This window comes from Pseudomonas syringae pv. tomato str. DC3000, from assembly GCF_000007805.1.
Lineage (GTDB): Bacteria > Pseudomonadota > Gammaproteobacteria > Pseudomonadales > Pseudomonadaceae > Aquipseudomonas > Aquipseudomonas avellanae.
This window is the reverse complement of record NC_004578.1, coordinates 3377730-3396469: the sequence shown is the minus strand read 5'-3', so window position 1 is coordinate 3396469 and position 18740 is coordinate 3377730. Positions and strand designations below refer to the sequence as shown.

Sequence of the window (18740 nt, the reverse complement as noted above, 5' to 3'; positions counted from 1 at the left end):
AAGTCGTTGCGGACTTCTCACGCTGATTGACACCACCCCCCATTACTGCAGGAGATTAAAAAATGAGCATTCTCGTTACTGGCGCCACGGGCACCATCGGTTCACTCGTTACGCAGGGCCTCGCCAGCGCAGGTGCCGATGTCAAAGCCATGGTGCGCCAACCCGGCAAGCGTGATTTTCCGGCTGGCGTCACCGAGGTAGTCGCAGACCTCACTGATGTGTCCTCCATGCGTGTCGCGCTGTCTTCGGTGCGCACGCTGTTTCTGCTCAATGCAGTGACGCCCGATGAAGTTACGCAAGCGCTGATCGCGCTGAACCTCGCTCAGGAGGCCGGTATCGAGCGCATCGTTTACCTGTCCGTGATTCATGCCGACACGTTCACCAACGTTCCGCACTTCACCGGCAAGTACACGGTCGAGCGCATGATCGAAAGCCTCGACATCCCCGCGACTATTCTGCGTCCCGCGTACTTTATGCAAAACGACCTCATGGTCCAGCAGACGATCCAGAGCTACTCGGTGTACCCAATGCCTATTGGCTCGGCGGGCGTTTCAATGATTGACGCGCGCGATATTGCCGATGTCGCCGTGGCAGAACTGTTGCGACGCGACGAGGCATCTTCTGCTCTTGATCTTGTAACGCTGGAGTTGGTGGGTCCACAAGCGCTGACTGGTGCATCCGTGGCACAAACCTGGAGTTCCGCTCTGGATCGCGAGATCGCCTACGGTGGCGATGATGTAGCAGCCTTCGAAGGGCAATTGGCTTCTTACGGTCCTGGCTGGCTGGCTTACGACATGCGCTTGATGATGGCGGGCATCCAGAAGTTCGGCATGCAAGCGGCTGAAGGAGCCGTGGAACGGTTGGAAGCCATCATTGGGCACCCGCTGCGCTCTTATGAAGGCTTCGTCCGCGAAGCCACTGCCGGCGTCTAAAAAACGAGCAGGGGGCATTTTGGCCAATGTATTGCCCTCTGCTAAATCGTCGCTGCTGTCGCCTTGTTCATACCGGTCACCATCGGGTTGGGAGGGCTGCTGGCGGTCACTATGTGCGTTGCGATTTTCACTTACCTCTTCGTTATCGGGGGTAGCCCTGTACCGGCAATCTTGTTGCCATTGGTCACAGCTGGGCAAGAAGTTGCAGGCTGCGGGAGACCGCCGTACGGAGTCAGGAACAACTCCAGTCTTTCGCTGATAGCCTGCAATCCTTTGCAAATGGAAATTGAACAGCCTGAGCAAACCGGCAGGGTGATTCATTCTTCTGTCCGGCTATTGTTCTGTTCGGTTTTAACTGATGGAGGTCCGAGGCAGGACCTCAATAGGCGACCCAGATGGAGTCGTTGTCGGCGGACAGTACGCAGCGCTCGACCCATCGCACGCCTTCGACGCCAGCGTCTATTCCTGGATAGCGCACCGCGCTGAGGGCTTGGGTATCGGATCGGTCAGTCGCATCCATGGCCAGGGCAAAGCGGTAATAAAGATTGGCCCATGCTTCGAACAGGCCTTCCGGGTGACCACCGCCAATACGGTCGTCTATCAGCGCATTGGGGTGCAGATACCCCATACCGCGCTCAAGTATTTGCGCGGGCTGCCCCTGAACTTCAAAGCTCAACTGGTTAGGTCGCTCATCCCACCACTCGAGGCTGGCGCGAGAGCCGATGACGCGGATCTTCTGGCCATGCATGGAGCCTGCATTGACCGCGCTCGACCACACCATGCCCATCGCGCCACCTTCGTATTCCATCAAGGTGTACGCGTTGTCTTCCAAGGGCGCGCGGCTGGCGACGAAGCTTTGCCGACTGCACATCAGGCGTTTGATTTTCAGGTCAGGCAGCATCACTTCCGACAAGTACAACGGGTGCGTTCCGACATCGCCAAGCACGTAGCTCGGCCCCGCCTGACGCGGATCGACACGCCATTGCGTCGCCTGGCTTTGCGCCTCCACCGGCGCGCTATGGAAACCGTGGGCGAACTGCATGTGCACCATGCGCACGTCGCCCAGTTCACCGGCGGCGATCATTTCCCGGGCCTGTTCGATCAGTTGATGGCCGGCATACCCGTAGGTCACACCGACAATGCGGTTATGTTTATGCGAAAGTTCGCGCAGGTTTTCGGCCTGCTCGACAGTGAAACACAGGGGTTTTTCACACACCACGTGCAGCCCGGCCTCGAGCGCTGCCTTGGTGATGGAGTAATGCGTGCCATTAGGCGTGGCGATCGAGACCGCTTGAATGCCGTCTGCACGCCGGGCCTCCTGTTCGAACATACTCAGGTAATCGGCGTAACAGCGTTCGCTATCGACACCCAGTTGCTCGCCAAAGGCGCTGCCTCTTATCGGATCGATGTCGAATGCGCCCGCGACCAACACAAAGGTATTGTCACGCAGTGCTGCGCAGCGGTGGATGTAGCCGATCTGGCTCTGACTTCCGCCGCCCACCATAGCCCAGCGGATCGGTTGGGGAATACGTCTGCTGCCGTTGATCATGGAATATGCCTCGTGCGGGTCAGAATCCGACGTTTGCCAGGTAGGTGCGACTGGATCGGACATCTTCCAGGCTCCCGTTGGCGTTTCGAGGGTCGCGTTCCTGCTCGACCGTGATGTATCCCTCGTAGCCCAGCGTCTGAATAAGCCGGTAAAGGCTCGGGTAATCGATCACGCCGCGCCCGATGGGGCACATGACGCCCCTGGCGCAGGCGTCGAAGAATTTGATGCGCTGCTTCATGACGTCGTCAAAAACGCTTTGGTCAATGTCTTTGAAATGGATGTAGTCCAGACGGTCGGCGTAAGTGCGCAGTGACGCCGCAGGATCCATGCCCGCGTAGTAGAGATGCCCGGTATCCAGGCAGAGCCCGGCAACGTCGTCTGGAATGTCATCGACCAGCCGCGCCAGCTCGTCGGCGAATTCGATATAACCGCCGGCGTGCGGGTGAATAACAGGGCGAATGCCGTACTCGTGCCAGGCGATCTGACAGATAGCCCGAATGTGCTCCATCATTGTTTGCCAAGCCCCATCGTCAAGGCGTTGAGCCAACTCTGAGTGGCCCGCAGCATAGTCGCGTTCCTCATGTCCCCAATCAATGATGACCAGGTAAGGGCCGGCAAAGCGCTGCCCGGGCTCCTTATCGATGGGCGGGAGTTGCTTGAGCAATGCGCAAATATCGTGGGTCTGGCGGAGCAGAGATGGCAAGTTGGTTAGGGTTACCAAATCATCGAAAACAGTGCCGGCCACCACATGCAGGCGGTTTTCGCCAAGGGCCGCTGAAACCACTGCCGGGTCAAGCGGCAGGTAACCATACGGGCCTAACTCAACTCCGCGATAGCCCGCTTCGCTGGCTTCGCCGAGTACGTCGCGCCACGCTGGCAGATAGGGGTTTTTTACATCGTCGACGCCCCAGCAGCAGGGTGCTGTGGAGATATGAATGGTCATGAATGCACTCCGGTTTTGTTGTTGTTGATGAGTGTTTGGCGTTGAGTCGATCCTATTTCAGTCGTGTTGGTCAGGGCTACGGGAGGGTGGATAAAGCTGTCAAAACCCGTCATGATCGAGAAAAAGAGATGTCAAGACATGTCAAAAAAGCCTCGTCAAAAACTGCGTCCCACCATGGCGGATGTCGCGCGCGAGGCGGGCGTCAGCCTCTCCACCGTCGACCGTGTGCTGAATCTGCGTGCGGACGTGCGTACCGACACAGCACAGCGTATTGCCGCCGCGGCGGCACTCTTGGGCTTCCATGCCAAAGGGGTGATTGAGCAGCGGATACTCAACGATAAACCGACTGTGCGGCTGGGTTTTCTGCTGCAGAAAAGCGGCGTGGCTTTCTATAAAGGTCTCGCACAAGCGCTGTCGAACGCGGCAGCGACTTTCACGCGGGCGCGTGTCCAGGTCGTCATCGGTTACCTGGATGACCTTGATCCGGCGACGGTGGCCCAGCGTCTGTTGGCGCTGGGGGATCAGGTCGATGGTGTCGGTATGGTTGCGGTCGATCATCCGCGTGTGCGTGATGCCGTCGCCAGCCTGCAAGTTGCTGGCGTTCCTGTGGTCGCCTTGATTTCTGAGCTGGCAGGCCTTGGCTCTGCCTCTTACGTCGGTGTCGACAATCGGCTGATGGGACGCACGGCGGGGTGGTTTGTCACGCGCCTGGCAGGGTCCCCAGGCTCGGCCGCGGTGATGGTCAGCAGCCAGCGCTTCCAGTGTCAGGAGCTGTGTGAGATGAGCTTTCGCAGTTACCTGTCGAGCCACTCAACGGATTGGGAGTTACTGGCATCACGCCTGACGCTTGAAGACGACGATTTCGCCTATGGTAATGCGCTGGACTTACTGAGCGGTGAGCCAGAGCTTTCGGCGTTGTACGTGGCGGGAGGCGGAGTCGCCGGGGTATTACGTGCACTGCGCGAGCTCCAACAGCAGCAGATCAGGCTACCTGTGGTGGTGTGTCATGATTTGACGCCTCTGACCCGCGAAGCATTGAAAGCTGACCTGGTACAGGTCGTGCTTTCTCACCCGATTGTGCAGGTGGCGGAGCAGACGGTGAGGGCGCTGGTCGCAGCGTCTTCGGATTTGACCCGGGTCGCCAGAGTGACAGTGCCCATACAGGTCGACGTCAGTGAAAGCATCGCTTGATAATGAGCTGGCGTGGCCACCGGTTACGCCTGTCACAGCTGCACGCGATGCCTGGAGCCGCTCGACGCTATCACCGTCAGCGGGTGAGCTGAAAACTGTCTTCAATCAGTGAATGGATTTCTTTTGCGCCGAGCGGCCCGTTCAGCAGCACGGTGATCCAGTGTTCCTTGTTCATGTGATAAGCCGGATAAATGCCAGGCTTTTTCCTCAAGGAGCCCACCAGTTCTGGTTGAACTTTCAAGTCAATGACATCAACCCGCTTATCCCCATTGATGCCTATTTTTTCGGCAGGAATGTCCATGAGGAGGGCATACCATTTGTCATTGTCCGAATGCCTGAAGACCGCGTAATCAGGAAACTTTTCCCACGGATGATCCGGCTTCGTGTCGTATTTTTTCTGTGCGTAGTCGATAAATTGCTGGCGGTTCATGGGCTGCTCCCTGGCCTTGGATCAACAGGAGGTTGAGTGTTCGTCGCTTTGCGTCGGCTCGAACGAAATGCTTTCAACCTCAAGAATCATGGAACTGGTCGTTCTGACCTGCGCAGGGCCGGATAATTCATGGCCTGGGCTATTCCGTCCATCTCCGACCATCACAGTCCGCGGCCTTCGCCACCGTCGTGGGCATACCTAAATTCAATCTCAAAACTATACCCATGTGTACATTTTAGGTTGACGTGCAATGGCCGACCGACTAAAACTATACACGTCGGTACAGTTTTGGCGGGCGAGGCTTTCTGGCTGGCCAATCATGAATCCAGACCTGTTCGGCAACTCTCTTCCGAATTTTTCTAACCTGATTGAGCTGGAGCATTGCGCATGCACTACGTTAACCACATGAAGCTGGTCGGGCTTTTGCTGTTGGGGTTTCTCGCCACAGGTTGTGCCAGCCATGAGCCGTCGCCTTATTCAGGAATCGAGTCCTCGCTTGAAATGCGCCCCAACTGTCAACGCCAACTAAAAAGTGACCCCCTTCCGTGCTAAATCGCCAACTTAGTTTTGACCCCCCTCGGGTTCATATTTTCGAGCCGGTTCGGCCCGAGAAGATTTGGTTCCTGCTTTGCGCTTGTCCTTGAGTCGATAGCTTTCACCTGTCATCTGCACGATATGGGCATGATGTAACAGCCTGTCCAGCATGGCCGCTGTCAGTGTTTGATCATCCGCAAAGGTTCCGGCCCACTGGGTAAACGGCAAGTTACTCGTGAGGATCAGGCTGCCTTGCTCGTAGCGCTTGGCGACAACATTGAAGAACAGGTTGGCTTCATCACGACCAAACGGCAGGTAGCCGATTTCATCGATGACCAACAACCCAGGGGCCATCACCACACGACTGAAGTATTCCTTGAGCCGTTCCTGGCGGTGCGCAGCGGTCAGTTGCAGCATCAAGTCAGCCGCCGTGACGAAGCGGGTTTTGATACCGGCCATCACTGCCCGGTAGGCCAGGGCGATAGCCAGGTGGCTCTTGCCTACACCACTAGGCCCCAGGAACACGATGTTCTCGGCACGTCCAACAAAACTCAGTGCTGCCAGCTCCTGGAGCTGTGCCCGGGGGACGCCGGTGGCAAACGCGAAGTCGTATTGCTCCAGCGTTTTCACAGCGGGCAGCGCGGCAGTTTTCAGCAGGGCCTGTCGAGAGCGTTCACTTCGGGCATCGGTCTCGGCAGCCAGCAGCTTTTCGAGGAAGTCGGCAAAGCTGTCTTCGCCGCTTGCTGCTTGTTGGGCCAGGTGCGGCCAGTCCACCCCGACGCGCTCAAGCTTTAGCCCCTTGCATAGTTCTGTCAGGCGAGCATGTTGAAGGTTCATGCTCTCACCTCCAGCAGTTGCTCATAAACCGACAGCGGATGCTGCAAGCTCTCGTACGGCAGGACCCGTCCCAGGCGTAGGCCTTGGGCGGGTTGTGGGCGCAGGCTCTGTGTTGGCAGTGGTAATAGTACCTGCTGCTCTTGGGCCAGACGTACCGCCGGTTGAACACCCGTCGTGCCGTGAATCCGCTGATGAGCGACTTCGTCGAGCCATTGGCCGATATGTGCGTTGGCCGTCACCACATCCAGCGTCAGACCCGCACTCTTGAGCGTAGCGGCCAACGGGGTAATGAAACTGCCCTTCAGATACCCGTTGAAGCGCTCAACCTTGCCCTTGGTCTGGGCACGGTAAGGGCGGCAGACCTTGGGAATAAAACCAAACTCATCGGCCAGCGCAGCCAATCGGGGATGCCAACGGTGCTGGCCCTCCCCAAAAGCATCTCGCTCGGTGATGATGGTTCCGGCGTTATCAAACAATGCCTGCTCGGGCACGCCGCCAAAGTAAGCGAACGCCTCCCGAAGCCCTGTCAGCCAGGCTTCGCTGTCCTCTCGCTCGGAGAAACGGACAAAGCTTGCTCGACTAAAACCAAGTGTCGCCACGAACGCCTTAAGCGGCTGACGGCCTCGTCGAATGGTGGTGAAGTCCACCTGTATCTGCTTGCCGGGCAGTGTCTCGAAACGTACCACCGGCTCTTCTGCCTTACGTTTGAAGGGGCGAATATAAGCCTTCAGACGACTGACGCCGCCGCTGTACCCCAATGCCGTGATCTCACGCAGCAGGACGGTCGCCGGAATCCAGTGTGGGCGCGCCGCCTCAATACGCTCGTGCAGGTAGTCCTTGAAGGGGTCGATTTTGCACGGACGTGCGGGTCTCACCTTGTCACTGGGTAGCGACCGGGCCTTTCGCAGGTACTTGCGCACGGTGTTACGCGAAATACCCAGCTCACGGGCGATGAATTTGATGCCATGGCCCTGACGGGCCAACACTTTAATTTCCACAGACTGCTCCTGGGTCAACATATTGGCAGCTCAAAGCCGCCAGTTTTACCCAGGGGGGTCAATTCTAGGTTGGCGTTAGGGGGTCATTTTTACAGTGGCGGTGACACCCAACAAACAGGACAACTCGGGTCGTATTCCCTTCAAGTACTCGACGTCGGTCAACTGGAATCAATACGATAAAATCATGCTCGAGCCGGTGGTGATCTACTCGGGAGCGGATGCGCAGTTTTCAGATCTGGAACGCAAGGACAAGACCGCGCTGGCCAACGACATGACGGTCAAGTTCTCGGAAGCCCTGGGCAGGCATTTTCGATTCGCCGACACACCTGCACGCGGGACATTGAGGATTCGCCTCACGCTGACAGGTGCCGAGACGACGGTGGCGGGTTTATCGACGTTCTCCCGGTTCGATATCGGCATGGGGTCCTATAACCTCGTTCAGGCCTCCAGAGATCGTGAAGGCACATTTACCGGGTCGGTCAGCTACGCGGTCGAGATCTACGATGCGTCCACTTCGCAGCTTCTGGAGTCCTATGTAACCCGGCAATATCCTAAGGTCTATGACATAAGCTCGACCTTCGGGCGCTTGTCGGCAGCGCAAGCCGGTATTTCCCGCGGGGCGGAGGAGTTGGTCGAGGTGTTGCTCTCAAAGTAGAGCTGCCTTGGGAAGCCCGGCCTGATAACCGGGCCTCTTTGGCAGTCAAACACCTGAGAACAGAAAATGCTATTTATGAATAATAAAATAAATATAAATCAAAAATAATAATATTATCTTATGACCAAATAGAATTATATTTTCACTATTGATTCCGTTATGTTTGGTTCCAACAGCCTACCCCTTACCTCGGATGGTACCAATCGTTATCAGGATTCTGTGCTGCATGCCGCCGTCGAGTGCGCCATGACCGAGGGACAAACCATTCCCCTCAAGCAGAATCGTTGGAAGGGAGTTCAACGTATGTTGCCTGTTCAATCCTGCCACTGGCTTTATTCCTCTCGCCCTGTTGTTGACGGGCGCTGCGCGACACTTCTGCCGCCAACCGGCTTGTCACCTCACCCCTAGCTCATCGCGCAGGTTTTACCTGCATAGCCTGAAACGTGCGTACTGCGCTGTCTGGACGACAGCGGGAGTGCCCGACTTTGCGATTTGCATGCATGGCTTCAATGATCGCCATGTCTGGAGTGGATATGAAGCAAGTCTTACACCGTGCCCGAGCATCGTCTGCTGCGCCGGGTTTCTGCCCGCTGGCGTTGGCGATAGGGGGCGTGTTGCTGTCAGGGACGATTCAGGCTCAGGAAAAAACCTTCGAGGACGAACGTCGTACCTTGTCCACCGTGGTGGTCACCGGTAATCGCGGCGCCGAGCAGCGCACCGTGACCAGCAGCCCGGTGCCGATCGATGTGGTCAGCGCCAAACAGTTACAAAGCACCGGCAAGCCTGGCCTGATGGAAGCCTTGAGCGCAGTGATTCCATCGCTGACGCTGCCGGAAAAAACCGGTTGGGACGCCAGCGGCATTGCCCGGGCGCCCAACTTGCGTGGCCTGAGCGCCGCCGAGGTGCTGGTGCTGGTCAATGGCAAACGCCGCCATACCAGCGCGACGCTGAGCATCAACGGCATCAACACCGGTGCTGCGCCGGCAGACCTCGATCTGATTCCCATCAGCGCCATTGATCATGTCGAAGTGTTACGCGATGGCGCGGCGGCTCAATACGGCTCCGATGCCATTGCAGGGGTGATTAACGTCATCCTCAAGGCCGACACCAGCGGCACGTCGGTGACCAATGCCGGGCTCGGTTATGACGGCAAGAAGCAGACCGTGCAGCAAAGCCTTAACAAAGGCTTCGAGATTGGCGACGGCGGTATCGTGCAACTGGCGCTGGATGCGCGCAGCCAGAATGACGACAACAAGGCCAGCGCCAATGGCTACAGCTACGAGCAAGCCTACGACCTGGCAGGCAAGTCCACGTACGGCGGTTACGGCACGCCGAAAACCAATCTGCTCACACTGGGCTACAACGCCGAGTTACCGATTGACGACAGTTTCAGCCTGTATTCCTTCACCACCTATTCGCGGCGCAAAGGCGAGCAAGGTCAGAACTTTCGCCTGCCGACCATCACCAACACCATTCCCACCGGGCCTAACGGTTACCCAGCGGGATACACGCCGACCTGGTACATCGATGAAGACGATTTTCAGGCCGCATTCGGTGGCAAAGGCACGCTCGGCGAGTGGGACTGGGATTTGTCCACTACCTACGGGCGTAATGAAGCGGAGCAGGGCACCACGCATAACCAGAACCCGTCTCTGGGGCAGGCCACGCCGAACAGCTTCACCTCCGGCACATGGATTTCCACCGAGCTGACCACCAATCTGGACTTCAAGCGCGGCTTTGACGTCGGCCTGCAAAAGCCCCTCGACGTGTCCTACGGCTTTGAACATCGGCGCGACACCTATGAGGTGCAGGCGGGCGATTACGAGTCCTATGCCAACGGCGGCTACTGCGTTGCACCCGGCAACTGTGCATCATCTGGAGCGCAGGTCACCAATGGCATTTCACCGGACGAAGAAAGCAGCGCCTCACGCAACAGTGTCGCCAGTTATGTCGACGTGGGCTTCAACCCTGTGCCCGACTGGTATGTCGGCAGCGCATTACGCTACGAGCATTACAATCAAGGGGTGGGCGCGACCCGCAGCGGCAAGCTGACCACGCGTTATGACTTCACCCCGCAGTTCGCCGTACGTGCCACTGTCAGCAATGGTTTTCGGGCGCCGTCTCTGGCCAACAGCCTGTTCAGTGCGCGCTCGACTACCTACGGTGTAGTGGACGGCGTGTATCAGTCGATCAACTACGGCGTATTACCAACCGGTTCAGGGGCCGCCAGAGCGCTGGGTGCCGAGGACCTCAAGCCGGAACGCTCCACCAACTTCAGCCTTGGCTTCACCCTGACGCCCAACGATCAGTTGAGCCTGACCGCCGATGCCTACGTGATCAATCTGCGCGACCGCATCACCCTGACCGGCACTTTGCTGGGCAACGAAGTTACTCAGGTGCTGCTCAACAACGGCGTCGATTCGACGTCGGGCGGCCAGTATTTCATCAACGGTGCCGACACCCGCACCAAAGGCCTCGACCTGGTCAGCAACTACCGCCAGGACCTGGGCCAGTACGGTTCGTTGACGTGGACCGCAGCGTTCAACTGGAACCAGACCAAAATCCTTGGCTACAAGGAATCCACTTCAATCCTGGGTACGTCCTATGAATTGATGGACCGCGAGGCTCGCAATCTGATTACCGGCGTGCAGCCGCACACCAAGCTGATTCTAGGCGGCGACTGGAGCATCGGGCGCTTCAATCTGAACCTGGCGCTGACCCGCTACGGCGCTTACAAAGAGGTCAATTCATCGGCCAATCGCGACCTGGACCGGGTGTACAGCGCCAAGTGGATCACCGACCTGGACCTTGATTACAACCTCAGCAAAAACCTCAACGTCGCCATCGGCGCAAAGAACCTGTTCGACATCTACCCGAAAAAACAGGGGGTCCCCAGCAGCACGATGGTCAGCAGCTACGGCACCTATTCGCCCTACGGTTTTACCGGCGGTTACTACTACACCCGGCTGACTTACGCTTTTTAAGGCCAGCACCTGAAAACACTGTATCGAGTGCGAGGAATCAAACATGCCCATTGTCGCCAAACCCTATGCCTTCATCGATCAGCCCAGCCGTTATCCGCTGCGCCAGAGCCGAGTATCACCGGCACCGATCAAGGCGTTGCAGGTCGTGCCGGCCCGCCACCCCGGTCGCTGGGCCGGGTCGATATTCGCAGCACTAGTGCTGGTGGCCATCGTGCACTCGCTGGCCACCAATCCGCGCTGGGAATGGGACGTCTTCGGTCAGTGGTTCTTCTCGCCATCGGTACTGCGCGGCCTGTCCCAGACACTGCTGCTGACGCTGCTGAGCACGGTGTTCAGCATTGTTCTCGGCACGGCGCTGGCCTTGGCTCGCCTGTCGCGCTCACCGCTGCTGGCGGCTCTGGCCTGGGGCTACATCTGGTTTTTCCGCTCGATGCCAGCGTTGCTGGTGCTGATCATTCTTTACAACTTCGCCTATCTTTACGACCACATTGTGCTGGCAGTGCCGTTCACCGATCTGGTCTTTGCCCAGTGGTCGACGGTGGATGTGCTCAGTCAATTCACTGTGGCGGTGCTGGGTTTGAGCCTGATGCAGGCGGCGTATACGGCGGAAATCATTCGCGGCGGCCTGATCGGTGTCGACGCCGGCCAGCATGAGGCCGCCGCAGCGCTGGGGCTGCCTGCTTCGCGTCGGGTTTTTCGCATCATCCTGCCCCAGGCGTTGCGCTCGATTCTGCCGTCCGGGTTCAACGAAATCATTGGCCTGGTCAAGGGCACTTCCATTGTTTACGTGCTGGCCTTGCCAGAGCTGTTCTACACCGTGCAGGTCATCTACAACCGCACCCAGGCGGTGATCCCGCTGCTGATTGTCGCCACGGTCTGGTACCTGATCATTACCACGGTGCTGACCAGCGCCCAGTATTACGTCGAGCGGCACTTTGCCCGTGGCACGGCGCGGGTTCTGCCGCCCACGCCCTTGCAGCGGCTGCGCGGCTGGTTCAAGGAGAAGCATCATGAGTGAGCTCGCACACCCGGCACGCGCCGGACGCATCCAGATTCAGGGCGTCGGCAAGCGCTTCGGCAGCCAGCAGGTGCTCAAGGACATCGACCTGACCATCGAGCCGGGCAAGGTGACGGTGATTCTGGGGCCGTCCGGCTCGGGCAAGTCCACGCTGTTGCGCACCATCAACCATCTGGAAAAGATCGACAGCGGGTACATCACCATCGACGGCGACTACGTCGGCTATCGGCGCAAGGGTGATTTGCTCTACGAACTCAAAGAGCGCGAGATCCTCAAGCGGCGCATTGAAGTCGGCTTTGTGTTTCAGAATTTCAACCTGTTCCCGCACCTCACCGCCTGGGAAAACATCGCCGAAGCGCCGCTGGCACACAAGCGCTGGAGCAAAGCCCAAGCACAGGGCAAGGCCGGTGAACTGCTGGCTCGGGTTGGCCTGGCAGACAAGGTAGACGCTTACCCGCGCCAGCTGTCCGGTGGCCAGCAGCAACGGGTCGCCATTGCCCGCGCGCTGGCGCTGGACCCCAAGGTTCTGCTGTTTGATGAACCCACCTCAGCCCTCGACCCCGAGCTGGTCGGCGAAGTGCTCGACGTCATCAAGGGGCTCACGCAACTGGGCGTCACGCTGGTGGTGGTCACCCACGAGATCGGCTTCGCCCGCGAAGTGGCGGACCACGTGGTGTTTCTCTGTGATGGCCAGTTGATTGAGCAGGGACCGCCGGAACAGGTTTTTCACCAGCCCCGACACCCTCGCACCGCTGCCTTTCTCGGCAAGGTGCTGTGAATTTCCCGTTTTCAAGGAGCGACTGCTGATGTCAGTGAACACTGCCCGTATCACCCTGCTGACGATTGCCGTCAGTCTGGCGCAAGGTGCCTTTGCGTCCACCGCGCAACCGGTCGACCTGAGCCCTGATCGACAGCGCATTCATGTGCCACGCAACGAAGCGGCCATCGCGCAGATCCCGGCGGGCTTCAAGTTCGCCCAGCCGGGCAAATTCACCGTGGCTGTTTCCGGCGTTGCCGGGCCGCCTTTGGCGCTGCTGGCCAATGACGACAAGACCACCATCGGCAGCGAGGCAGACACCGCGCAACTGGTGGCGGATAGCCTGGGTTTGCAATTGAACGTGGTGCAGACCAGTTGGGAGGACTGGCCGCTGGGCGTCAGCTCGGGCAAATACGACGCGGTGATCAGCAATGTCACGGTGACAGAAGCGCGCAAAAAACGCTTTGATTTCGCCACCTACCGGCAGGATGTGCTGGGTTTTTACGTCAAGACTGGCAGCAAAATCAGCGAGATCAAACAGGCGTCGGACATCGCCGGGCTGAAAATCATCGTCGGCTCCGGCACCAATCAGGAAAAGGTCCTGTTGGCGTGGAACGAAGCCAACGAAAAGGCCGGCATCAAACCCGCACTGCTGCAGTACTTCGATGATCAGGCAGCGGCCCAGCTCGCCATTCGCTCGGGCCGCAGCGACGCGCTGTTCGGGCCTAACTCGGTGTATGCCTATTCAGCGGCCATTACGGGAGGCATCAAACGTGTGGGCACGGTCAATGGCGGCTGGCCACTGCAAGCCGATATCGCCGTGACCACACGCAAGGACAACGGTCTGGTCAAACCCATTCATACCGCACTGGAGGGTGCGATTGCCGGCGGCCAGTACGAACAGGTGTTGCAGCGTTGGGGGTTGGATGTGGAGCGCGTCGACACGTCGCTGATCAACCCACCCGGCCTGCCGGACTGAAGCCTTCAAGGGAGTAATGACCATGGGACTGACACGACGCGAAGCGCTGTCCAGCATTGCAGCGGTGGGGGGCGAGAAAGCTCTCAAGGATGCGCTTGCGGTACTGGGCCTTGGGCCTTCGTCGCATCGACGACCGCAGCCGCTGAAACTCAAGAATGGGCTGGGGCAGGGCACCCGTGTGCTGGTGCTCGGCGCCGGGATTGCCGGGCTGGTCACGGCGCTGGAACTGACCCGGGCCGGTTTTACCGTGCAGGTGCTGGAAGCCCGTGATCGGGTGGGCGGCCGTAACTGGACCCTGCGCAACGGTGATCGGGTGGACTACAAGGACGGCCGCACACAGACCGTGGCCTTTGATCCGGGCCTGTATTTCAACGCAGGGCCCGCGCGTATTCCCAGCCAGCATCGCACGTTGCTCGACTATTGCAGCGAACTGGGCGTGCCGCTGGAAGTGCTGGTCAACAGCAGTCACGGCGCTCAGGTACGCCCGGACCTGCAACAGCCGGCTTTCACCGTCGGCCAGGCCATCAACGATGCGCGTGGTCATCTTTCAGGGTTACTGGCCACGGCGGTGCAACGCGATGCCCTGGACGATGTGTTGAGCGGTGAAGAGCGTCAGCGCCTGTTGGCGTTTTTGCAAGTGTATGGCGACCTGTCGCAGGAATTGGCCTATGAGGGCAGCCTGCGTTCCGGTCATCAGGAGTCGCTCTCGCACCCAGGAGCATTGCCGACCAGCGCGCAGCCGATCGCGCTCGACCGGCTGTTGCACCCCGAGCTGTGGGGGGCCTTGCTGCACACTGAATTCCCGGAGTTTTCGGCCACCATGTTTCAGCCGGTAGGCGGCATGGACCGCATCACCGACGCCTTCTACCAGCGTCTCACCGAGCAGGTGCAACTGGGCGCGCAGGTGCGCCGGATTCGTCAGTTTGAAGACGGCGTAGCCGTGACCTATCACGACAGCCACAGCGGTCGCGAACAGGTGGTGCGCGCCGATTATCTGGTCTCGACGTTGCCGTTGCCGCTGTTGGCGAGGCTCGACACCGATTTCAGCGACCCGATCAAAGCCGCCTTGCTCAGCACCCGCAACGATCAGGCGACCAAAGTGGCGTGGCAATCTCCGCGCTTCTGGGAAACTGATTACCGCACCTATGGCGGGTTGTCCTGGATCGACCATCCGGCGCGCCTGCTGTGGTACCCGAGCAACGACCTCAATACCCGCGATGGCCTGCTCGTCGCCGGTTACGTGACCGGGGAGGGCGCCGATGTGTTCGGCGCCAAACCGTTCGACGCGCAGTACGCAACGTCCAGAGAAGCCGTGGAACTGCTGCATCCCGGTTACTCGCATCATTTGCGCAACCCGCTGGCAGTGTCCTGGGAGCAGATCCCGTACAGCGAAGGCCCGTGGCTGCAACGCGAGCATTTTCCGGCTGACGCCAGCGCCTTGCTGGAAGCGCCCCATGGCCGGGTCTATTTCGCCGGCGACGGGCTGGTGCAGAGCGGCGTGGGTATCTGGCAGGAATCGGCCGCCAACTCGGCGCGCTATGTGGTCGGGCAACTGGCCGAGCGCGTCATCCAGCAAAGACAGACTGCGGCCCTCGCTGCGTCTTGAAGCCGTATTGAAGCAAGAGCATCCATTCAAGGAGAAACACCATGAGCGACAGCATTCAACGCACCAGCGTCGGCGATTTTCCGATCTCGCAAACCGTGACCGTGCCTGCCTCGGCCAGCCTGATATTCATCAGCGGCACCCTGCCGGACCTCGCTGACCCACACGCCCCGGCGGGCACGCCCGCAGCCTATGGCAACACGCAGGTGCAGACCGTTTCGGTGTTCAACAAGCTGCGCCGGATTCTGCAGCAACAGGACCTGGACCTGGGCGATATCGTGCAGCTTCGGGTGTTTCTGGTCGGGGCCGAAGAGACCGGTGGCAAACTGGATTTTGCCGGGTTGCAGGCCGGTTACACGCAGTTTTTCGGCACGCCCGAGCAACCCCTGAAACCTGCGCGCACGGCGCTGCAGGTGGTGGCGTTGCCATTGCCGGGGGCGCTGATCGAGGTAGAAGCCGTGGCGGCCAGATCCGCGTGATTCAGCGTTGTCGGCGGCTTGATCACCGGCGCCCGGCCCGTGTACTGACGTCCACCCACACCGCCAGCACGAGGATGCCGCCCTTGACGATCATCTGCCAGTAACTGTCGACGTCGAGCATCGACATGCCGTTGTCCAGGCTGGTAATCACCAGTGCGCCAAGCAGGGCGCCATACACGGTGCCGGAGCCGCCGCGCATGGACGTGCCGCCGATGAAACAGGCGGCAATGGCGTCCAGTTCGCCCATGTTGCCGGCCGAGGGCGAGCCTGCGGCCAGGCGCGCGGTGTTGACCAGCCCGGCGAAGGCGCACATCACGCCCATGATGCCGAAGATCCAAAGCTTCACCGCCTGTACGTTGATGCCGGATAACCGCGTGGCTTCCATGTTGCTGCCCACGGCATAGACGCGCCGTCCGAATACTGTCTGGCTGGTGACGTAACTGAACACACCGAGCAAAACCAGCAGCAGCAACACCGGAACCGGAATCCCGTCGTAGCTGTTGAGGATGTAGACAAACCCGCCCAGCACCGCGCCGATCAATACCACGCGTAACACATCGCGAACCATCGAATGGGCCGTTAGCCCGTGGAGGGCTCTGTTGCGCCGTTGTTTCCAGGTCAGAAACAGCGTCAGCGCCAGCAGCAGTACGCCAAGCCCTGTACCGACAGAATGCGGCAAATACCCTTGGCCGACGTAGACCAGCGAAGGCGACACCGGAGCGATGGTCGTGCCACCGGTAATCCCCAGCAGAATGCCGCGAAAGGCCAGCATGCCGCCCAGCCCGACAATGAAGGACGGAATGCGCAGGTAGGCAGTCATGTAACCATTGGCCAGGCCGATCATCAGCCCGCACAGCGCAACCAGGCTCAGGTTTGCCAGCAGCGGTACGTGGTAAACGACATCGAGAATTGCCGCCAGGCCGCCGAGCAGGCCGAGCATCGAGCCCACCGACAGGTCGATCTCGCCACTGATGATGACCAGCACCATGCCACACGCCAGAATGCCGGTGATGGACATCTGTCGCAGCAGGTTGGAGAGGTTGCGCGGGGTCAGAAATCCGCCCTCCGTCTGCCAGCTGAAAAACAGCCAGATAACGGCAATGGCAATCACCAGCGCGAGCATTTTGTAGCGGGTGAAGAACTGTTTGACCTGATTCATCTACGTGGTCTTCCGGTCGTTGTCGTTATGATTATTGTTGGCAGGGTCATTACTGTCAGGGTCGCCGGGGTGGCTGAGTGCGGCGGCAAGCACCTGCTCCTGAGTGAGTTCATGGTTGATAAAATCGCCGCACAAGCGGCCCTCACCAATGACCAGCACGCGGTCGGAAACCCCCAGCACTTCGGCCAGCTCCGAGGACACCATGATGATCGCCACGCCCTCGGCCGCCAACGCACCCATCAGCTTGTAGATCTCGTACTTGGCACCCACATCGACCCCGCGCGTCGGCTCATCGAGAATCAGCACGCGGGGCCTGGTCAAGAGCATCTTGGCCAGCACGGCTTTCTGCTGGTTGCCGCCGGAAAGACTGGTGATCGGCAGAAACGGGCTGGCCGTCTTGAGGTGCATGCGCGAAATTTCCCGGTCAATGCTGCCCAATTCGGCTTCTGCGTCGATGCGGGTCATTTTCGAGTAGTTGTCGAGGACGGCGAGGGTGATGTTCTGGCCGACGCCCATGTCGGGGATGATGCCCTGGCGCTTGCGGTCTTCCGGGACCATACACAGGCCGGCGCGGATTGATTTGAGCGGTGTGCGGGTATCGACCGGCTGGCCGTCCAGCCAGACCTCACCGCTGTAGCGACCTGGATAAGCACCAAACAGCGCCGAGACCAGCTCTGTGCGACCAGCGCCCACCAGCCCGGCGATGCCGAGGATTTCCCCGCGCTTGAGGACAAACGAAATGTCGTCCACCCGTTTGCGTTTGGGGTTGTCGACGTCGTAGCAGGTGATGTTGCGCGCCTCGAAAATCACCTCGCCGATGTCATGCGCGTCGGTAGGGTAGAGGTTGCTCATTTCACGCCCGACCATCTGGGTGATGATCTTCGGGATGTCCATTTCAGCCATAGCGGTAGTAGCAATGTGCTTGCCATCGCGGATCACCGAAATGGTGTCGCACACGGCCGCCACTTCATCGAGTTTGTGCGAGATGTATACGCAGGCCACGCCTTTGGCCTTGAGGTCGTGAATGATGCCCAGCAGGACCTCAATCTCCGAGCGGGTCAGGGCCGAGGAGGGCTCATCGAGGATCAACAGTCGTGCCTGTTTGTTCAGCGCCTTGGCGATTTCCACCAATTGCTGATGGCCACCGCCGTACTGCGAAACCGGCAGCGCCACGTTCATGTCAGGCACTTTGAGCTCACGCATCAGGGTTTCGGCACGGTGGATCATCGCCGGGTAGTTCATGCGCCCGCCGCGCAGGGTCAGTTCGTGGCCCATGAAGATGTTTTCGGCCACTGACAGGTCGGGGACCAGAGTCAGTTCCTGATGAATGATGACGATTCCGGCGGCTTCGGTTTCGCTGATGGACTGCGCCTTGAGAGGGTTGCCGTCCCAGAGAATCTCGCCTTCCCAGGTGCCGTAGGGATAGACCGCCGAGAGCACTTTCATCAAGGTGGATTTGCCCGCGCCGTTTTCGCCGCAAAGGCCGACGCATTCACCGGGGCGTACCTTGATATCGATGCCGTTGAGCGCTTTGACACCGTCAAAGGTTTTGACGATGCCGTTCATTTGCAGCAGGTAGTCGGACATGGCTGAGGGCTCATACACAGGCATCAGGGCTGGCTTGAGAGGGACGCTGCGCAACCGGGTTGCGCAGCGTCGTGCTCATGCTCTATCGACAGGTTGACGCTCGAC

16 protein-coding genes and 1 pseudogene are annotated in these 18740 nt (G+C 59.3%); 10 read left to right on the top strand and 7 right to left on the bottom strand.

The annotated features are described in order from the left end of the window. Positions 1 to 62 precede the first annotated feature (62 nt). Positions 63 to 932 (top strand): NmrA/HSCARG family protein, encoded by an 870-nt coding sequence (locus PSPTO_RS15630; RefSeq protein WP_005764420.1) that lies wholly within the window; start codon positions 63 to 65, stop codon positions 930 to 932. Between the two features lie 379 nt (positions 933 to 1311). Here PSPTO_RS15630 and PSPTO_RS15625 read toward each other — a convergent pair whose 3' ends face one another. Then, a complete protein-coding gene (locus PSPTO_RS15625) occupies positions 1312 to 2481 on the bottom strand; it encodes a Gfo/Idh/MocA family protein (RefSeq protein WP_005764418.1) in 1170 nt (389 codons plus the stop codon). Positions 2482 to 2500: 19 nt separating this feature from the next. Next, a complete protein-coding gene (locus tag PSPTO_RS15620) occupies positions 2501 to 3424 on the bottom strand; it encodes a TIM barrel protein (RefSeq protein WP_005764417.1) in 924 nt (307 codons plus the stop codon). A 138-nt stretch (positions 3425 to 3562) separates the two neighbouring features. Between PSPTO_RS15620 and PSPTO_RS15615 the strand changes: the two genes are divergently transcribed. Beyond that, a complete protein-coding gene (locus tag PSPTO_RS15615; protein ID WP_011104333.1) occupies positions 3563 to 4615 on the top strand; it encodes a LacI family DNA-binding transcriptional regulator in 1053 nt (350 codons plus the stop codon). 76 nt (positions 4616 to 4691) lie between these two features. Here the strand turns inward: PSPTO_RS15615 and PSPTO_RS15610 are convergent, their stop codons facing one another. Continuing rightward, complete coding sequence (locus PSPTO_RS15610) at positions 4692 to 5045, bottom strand: MmcQ/YjbR family DNA-binding protein (protein ID WP_011104332.1); 354 nt, start codon at positions 5043 to 5045, stop codon at positions 4692 to 4694. Between the two features lie 387 nt (positions 5046 to 5432). Between PSPTO_RS15610 and PSPTO_RS30260 the strand changes: the two are divergent. Next, positions 5433 to 5558: pseudogene (locus tag PSPTO_RS30260) on the top strand (DUF3313 domain-containing protein); the annotation flags it as partial. 48 nt (positions 5559 to 5606) lie between these two features. Here PSPTO_RS30260 and istB read toward each other — a convergent pair. Continuing rightward, a complete protein-coding gene (istB, locus tag PSPTO_RS15600; protein ID WP_005741073.1) occupies positions 5607 to 6416 on the bottom strand; it encodes an IS21-like element ISPsy4 family helper ATPase IstB in 810 nt (269 codons plus the stop codon). Further along, a complete protein-coding gene (gene istA, locus PSPTO_RS15595) occupies positions 6413 to 7435 on the bottom strand; it encodes an IS21-like element ISPsy4 family transposase (protein ID WP_002551322.1) in 1023 nt (340 codons plus the stop codon). The genes istB and istA overlap by 4 nt, the downstream gene beginning before the upstream one ends. A gap of 64 nt (positions 7436 to 7499) precedes the next feature. Here istA and PSPTO_RS15590 point away from each other — a divergent pair, with 64 nt between their 5' ends. The 7 genes from PSPTO_RS15590 (at position 7500) to PSPTO_RS15560 (ending at position 15889) form a co-directional block, all read left to right on the top strand. Further along, positions 7500 to 8069 carry a DUF3313 domain-containing protein gene (locus tag PSPTO_RS15590; RefSeq protein WP_226992702.1) on the top strand — a complete coding sequence of 190 codons (570 nt, stop codon included), beginning with the start codon at positions 7500 to 7502 and terminating at the stop codon, positions 8067 to 8069. A gap of 533 nt (positions 8070 to 8602) precedes the next feature. Continuing rightward, complete coding sequence (locus PSPTO_RS15585; RefSeq protein WP_005764409.1) at positions 8603 to 11053, top strand: TonB-dependent receptor plug domain-containing protein; 2451 nt, start codon at positions 8603 to 8605, stop codon at positions 11051 to 11053. Between the two features lie 43 nt (positions 11054 to 11096). Next, positions 11097 to 12071 carry an amino acid ABC transporter permease gene (locus PSPTO_RS15580; RefSeq protein ID WP_011104330.1) on the top strand — a complete coding sequence of 325 codons (975 nt, stop codon included), beginning with the start codon at positions 11097 to 11099 and terminating at the stop codon, positions 12069 to 12071. Beyond that, on the top strand, positions 12064 to 12849 hold the full coding sequence (locus tag PSPTO_RS15575; RefSeq protein WP_011104329.1) for an amino acid ABC transporter ATP-binding protein: 786 nt from the start codon (positions 12064 to 12066) through the stop codon (positions 12847 to 12849). The genes PSPTO_RS15580 and PSPTO_RS15575 overlap by 8 nt, the downstream gene beginning before the upstream one ends. Positions 12850 to 12877: 28 nt before the next feature. Then, positions 12878 to 13807, top strand: a complete 930-nt coding sequence (locus PSPTO_RS15570; RefSeq protein ID WP_005764405.1) for an ABC transporter substrate-binding protein — start codon at positions 12878 to 12880, stop codon at positions 13805 to 13807. 22 nt (positions 13808 to 13829) lie between these two features. Then, positions 13830 to 15413: a flavin monoamine oxidase family protein gene (locus PSPTO_RS15565; protein ID WP_005764404.1), complete on the top strand. Its 1584-nt coding sequence runs from the start codon at positions 13830 to 13832 to the stop codon at positions 15411 to 15413. A gap of 41 nt (positions 15414 to 15454) precedes the next feature. Continuing rightward, a complete protein-coding gene (locus PSPTO_RS15560) occupies positions 15455 to 15889 on the top strand; it encodes a RidA family protein (protein WP_005764401.1) in 435 nt (144 codons plus the stop codon). A gap of 22 nt (positions 15890 to 15911) precedes the next feature. Here PSPTO_RS15560 and PSPTO_RS15555 read toward each other — a convergent pair whose 3' ends face one another. Next, positions 15912 to 17048, bottom strand: a complete 1137-nt coding sequence (locus tag PSPTO_RS15555) for a sugar ABC transporter permease (RefSeq protein WP_005764399.1) — start codon at positions 17046 to 17048, stop codon at positions 15912 to 15914. Further along, positions 17049 to 18659 (bottom strand): D-xylose ABC transporter ATP-binding protein, encoded by a 1611-nt coding sequence (xylG, locus tag PSPTO_RS15550; protein WP_161797778.1) that lies wholly within the window; start codon positions 18657 to 18659, stop codon positions 17049 to 17051. It abuts the gene before it with no gap. Between the last annotated feature and the right edge of the window lie 81 nt (positions 18660 to 18740).